At 56.9% G+C, this 4226-nt stretch carries 8 protein-coding genes; 5 read left to right on the plus strand and 3 right to left on the minus strand.

Going from position 1 to position 4226, the window contains the following annotated elements; genetic code table 11:
- Positions 1–57: 57 nt before the first annotated feature.
- Positions 58–258 (minus strand): phage integrase N-terminal SAM-like domain-containing protein, encoded by a 201-nt coding sequence (locus DY926_RS13245; RefSeq protein ID WP_241503212.1) that lies wholly within the window; start codon positions 256–258, stop codon positions 58–60.
- A 234-nt stretch (positions 259–492) separates the two neighbouring features.
- Between DY926_RS13245 and DY926_RS13250 the strand changes: the two genes are divergently transcribed.
- The 4 genes from DY926_RS13250 to DY926_RS13260 all read left to right on the plus strand — a co-directional run bounded on the left by DY926_RS13250 (position 493) and on the right by DY926_RS13260 (position 2077).
- On the plus strand, positions 493–759 hold the full coding sequence (locus DY926_RS13250) for an AbrB/MazE/SpoVT family DNA-binding domain-containing protein (RefSeq protein ID WP_116703792.1): 267 nt from the start codon (positions 493–495) through the stop codon (positions 757–759).
- Entirely contained in the window at positions 756–1151 is a 396-nt protein-coding gene (locus tag DY926_RS13255; RefSeq protein WP_116703793.1) for a type II toxin-antitoxin system VapC family toxin, read from the plus strand. The genes DY926_RS13250 and DY926_RS13255 overlap by 4 nt, the downstream gene beginning before the upstream one ends.
- A gap of 13 nt (positions 1152–1164) precedes the next feature.
- A complete protein-coding gene (locus DY926_RS17040; protein ID WP_148707791.1) occupies positions 1165–1632 on the plus strand; it encodes a DUF6884 domain-containing protein in 468 nt (155 codons plus the stop codon).
- A gap of 196 nt (positions 1633–1828) precedes the next feature.
- A complete protein-coding gene (locus DY926_RS13260) occupies positions 1829–2077 on the plus strand; it encodes a hypothetical protein (protein WP_116703794.1) in 249 nt (82 codons plus the stop codon).
- Between the two features lie 33 nt (positions 2078–2110).
- Here the strand turns inward: DY926_RS13260 and DY926_RS13265 are convergent, their stop codons facing one another.
- Entirely contained in the window at positions 2111–2386 is a 276-nt protein-coding gene (locus tag DY926_RS13265; protein WP_116703795.1) for a hypothetical protein, read from the minus strand.
- A gap of 178 nt (positions 2387–2564) precedes the next feature.
- Positions 2565–3182: a hypothetical protein gene (locus tag DY926_RS13270; RefSeq protein WP_148707792.1), complete on the minus strand. Its 618-nt coding sequence runs from the start codon at positions 3180–3182 to the stop codon at positions 2565–2567.
- Between the two features lie 323 nt (positions 3183–3505).
- Between DY926_RS13270 and DY926_RS13275 the strand changes: the two genes are divergently transcribed.
- Positions 3506–4180, plus strand: coding sequence for a MucR family transcriptional regulator (locus DY926_RS13275; RefSeq protein ID WP_241503213.1), 675 nt, complete (start codon positions 3506–3508; stop codon positions 4178–4180).
- The last annotated feature ends 46 nt before the right edge of the window (positions 4181–4226 follow it).

Below are 4226 nucleotides of genomic sequence, written 5' to 3' on the forward strand. Positions count from 1 at the left end.
CTTCCGTAAAACGACTGCGCTTCATCCGTCCGTATCCTTCTCGATCGGACTCTACTTTTAAATGGTTACATTTCCGGGGGGCACGTCAACATCCTCGACTGTTGCCGTGTGGGGTGAGCGGCCCAGAAACGTGGCGAAACGGCCGACATCGCGAAGGTAATTGCGCTGCGTCTCCCGGGAGAACCGCCGCACCGCCATGTCATCAAGCAGGCGCTGGCGAAGGGGACTGATTGCAGCAATGCACAGGGACTCTGTCATCATCCGGCTCCTTCTGGTGGGAAGAAGCCAGAGTGCTTGGCCCGATCAGGACAGTTCCAAATAAAACAGATCGCTCACGCCGTGGTGACAGACCTGCACACCGCACCAATCCCGCGCAGCGGGTTCGTTCTCCCCCCCCAAGGCAGTCATGAAGGCTGTATGCAGTTCCTGTACGAAGCGTCTTGAATGTAAGGCACGACCGCCTTACTATCGACCTGTTGATAGGAGGGGTCCATGGCATCCTTAACCGTTACCGCGAAGGGGCAGGTCACGCTCAAGCGCGAACTGCTTGAACATCTCGGTATCCAGCCGGGTCAGCGGGTCGATTTTGAAAAACTGCCCGGTGGTGAAGTGCGTGTGCGCGCCGCTCGGCCATCTGGCAGCATTGATAATTTCCTGCATTGCCTCGATGGCCGGGTGAAACTGAAAAAGCCGCTCACGATTGACGAGATGAACACGATTGCTGCGGCTGGCTGGGCTGGCGAACTGGCCGACAAGTGAAGATCATTGCCGATACGAATGTGCTTGCGCGTGCCATCCTTCAGGATGATGCGGCCCAGTGCCGGGCCGCGCGAAAGGTACTGACTGACGCGTCCCTGATTGCCGTATCACTGCCTTCCCTGTGCGAGCTGGTATGGATACTCCGTCAGGGGGCAAAACTGCCAAAGGGTGACGTCGCCACAGCCGTTCGCGCATTACTCGGCACGAGCAATGTGGTGATGAACCGTCCCGCCGTCGAAGCCGGTCTGGCGTTTCTGGAAGCTGGCGGTGATTTCGCCGATGGGGTTATCGCTCACGAAGGTGCCTGGTTGGGTGGAGAAACATTCGTCTCATTCGACAAAAAAGCCGTTTCCCTACTGAAGAAGCAGGGGAAGAAGACGCGGTTACTGTAACCAGGAGCAGATCATGTCCCGCACAGCGCCCCTGCATCTGGTCGCCTGCGTCAAGAAAAAGGCGTCAGGGCCAATGCGGGCGGCAGACCTCTACCAGTCGCCGTGGTTTCGGAAAGCACGCGCCTACGTCGAAGCACAGGGAGCACCGTGGTATGTCCTTTCGGCGTTACACGGCCTTGTCGCACCTGATGATGTAATCGCGCCATACGAACAGACCTTGATGACCATGCCGGCTGCAGATCGCCGGGCCTGGGGCGAGCGGGTTGTCAGCCAGCTTGTCGAGCGTGGACACTCCCAGTCCTTCCCGATCATTCTTCTTGCTGGAGCACGTTACCGTCAGCCCCTCGCTTCGTGGCTGGGACCCCGTGCCATCGTGCCAATGGCCGGGCTGGGGATTGGCAAACAGTTGGCATGGCTATCTGATCCAACCAGACTTACCGCTCCTCGCAATCGCCATAATACAAAGAACTACCCGTCCTGAGTTTCACTACGTTACCGTGTACGACGCCCACAAGCTGCCTCGTCGTGACCGTCAGCTACTGGTTATGATTCCGGGCCCTATTATGGGGAGAGCGGTAATGGTATAGTTCTTGAATGACTCTATTCCGTGGTGATATGATTTACAAACCAATCCATTTCACGTGACTAGCATGGTAGAGTCGAAAGGAACGGTAGTAATGCTTAACCGGAAGAAAAATGCAAACCGTGCGTCGATTCTTTTTAAGAACGGCGTATCTGAGGACTTTGTGACAGACTGCCTGCGCCTGGAGCATGTTTTGAGCTGCAGCGGAAATGGTTCCAACCACGTTCAATTTCTTTTGGAAGAAGTCCCTGGGGAATCGCCGTTCAAACTGCCCGAGGGTTTTGTCAAGATTGTCATGGCAGCGGACCCAATAGGGGTTCAATTGGCACGCGTCACAATTTAGCAGATTGATGCTAGCATTGTTCAACCAGGCCGCCTAAACGGCTGCCTGATTGAGTGCCGAAGCCACACTTTTCCGGGCGTCTGCCTCTGTCGCACCAGCCCGCATTTCAAAACGGGCCATAGTTTCGAACAGCTTGCGGTCAATTTTTGTATTGACGAGCCCGCCCGATGCTGTGGCTGGTCCCGTGAAGGGTTCCGGCATATCCCGAAACAGGGCGCGGAACGGCACGTAGTCGTCTGATGGCAATGGGTCGTTGAAAATCAGGTTTATGTCCTGCGTGCAGTCCGGGTGCTGCAGAACGACGGCCATCTGGTTGTAAATTTCTCCTAGGGCCCGGACTCATAACCAGTAGCGGGGCCGCTGCCGTGCAATCCGCGCAAACTGTCGGTCCGAAAGCCAGAAAAGGTCAGCGTCCATCGCTCATCTCCTTTGAGAGACAGCGAATCACATGCCGCTCATAATGGGAAACCCTTTATGGGTCCTGGCCCTAGCGCGGATTGAGGACGCTCCAGGAAACTGTCCCAATTGTCTTACCGCTCAACACAAGCGGAGCGGACTGGCCATCAGCAAGATAAATGGTGTTGTCCACTGACACAGTATGCGTTTCCGGTATGTCGATGGTTTTGCCGTCGGGCGCTGTGTAATGTCCCATCTTGATGAGGGACGTGTCCACCAGATGAATTTTCAGCGCAACGTGGCCGTTCTGCTGTCCCTCGGCGCTGATCGCCCCTGACAGGCCATCGCGAATCACCGCTTCGGTTTTTACCGGCTTCTTACCAGAAACGCTGCTTATGCTGGCTACATACGGGATTTCAGTGACAGTCTCAAAAGGTATCGGCATTCCTCCAATACCGATAACGGCTGACTGGGTTTCATGCCCGGAACGCAGGCTGATCGTGGCGGTGCCATAGGTTGCGGACGGTCCATTCCACGCGCCGTTCTTGCACATGAGGATGGCCCCGGTCCCATTAGGTCCTGATGTGGAGACTACGCCGTTCGGCGAACATTTTCCGCCAACAAATTTGAGATCCGCGGCATTCGCAGCGGGGCTTGTTGTGATGCCGATGACTGCAACGCCAAGGACAAGAAAAGATAAAATACGCATGCTGTAACTTTCTCTGTCAGCGATTGAACAACTCACGCACGTCATCGGATCTGCATATCCAAGACACGTGGATGCCTTTCACGACATTAGGCGCGCATTGTTTGTGGGTACGGCGACAGATTAGGCCGAATATCTGATCCCGCCAGCCTCACCACACCTTATGATCTTCCCAACGTCATCCGGACGCGGCCAGATAAGGAGAGCGTCATCCCGACCTGATCATGAGCGAAACACCTGCCCATCCATGTCCGGTTGTGCCCGGGAACGCGCTCGGGCACATTACTGGATATCTGACAGATATGCGGTGGCAGGAGGATATTTCATTGGATCACTCGGATGGCGAAAGCCAGACGGTCATCACGGCTACGGCCAGTATCGTGTCGGCCTATCTTGCCAATGCACATACGGTGGTCACGCCCGAGGCCATTCCCGCCCTGATCCGCGATGTCATGTCGACCATTACGGAATATGCGCCCGCCAGAACCCCGGTCGGCGCTCGGACCACCGCCACGCTTTCGGATGCGCGCATATCCGCAACGCTCTTCCCTGACCATATCGTGTGCCTTGAGGACGGGAAGAAGCTGAAGATGCTCAAGCGCCATCTCCATCTGGCGCACCGTATGACGCCCGAGCAATATCGCGAGAAATGGGGCCTGCCGGCGGATTATCCCATGACCGCCCCGAGCCACGCGGAGCGACGCTCGACAATAGCTCTGGAAACAGGTCTGGGGCATGGCCGGACGACCGAAGAACCTGGCCCGCTTCTGGAGGAGAAACTCGCCGGACCGCCGCGTCCCCCGGAACCGCCAGCTCAAGAAGCCGATGCGGGGAATCCGGCCCCGGATGAGAAGGGTAGTCCGAAGCAACCTCGACGGTCCGCCGTGGAAAGGGTGCGGGCCAGGCAGGCCAGGTCGCGTGCGAGGAGCGCAGAGGCCTACAAAGCCGCAAAAAAGGCCGGGAAACGAGGCGGGACGCGCAAGGCGCCGCCGGAGAAGTAACCCACCCCACCATTTAATGCTTTACAGGCCGGTTTCGTGTTCTCTA

The sequence above is a fragment of the Komagataeibacter melaceti genome, assembly GCF_003403295.1.
GTDB lineage: Bacteria > Pseudomonadota > Alphaproteobacteria > Acetobacterales > Acetobacteraceae > Komagataeibacter > Komagataeibacter melaceti.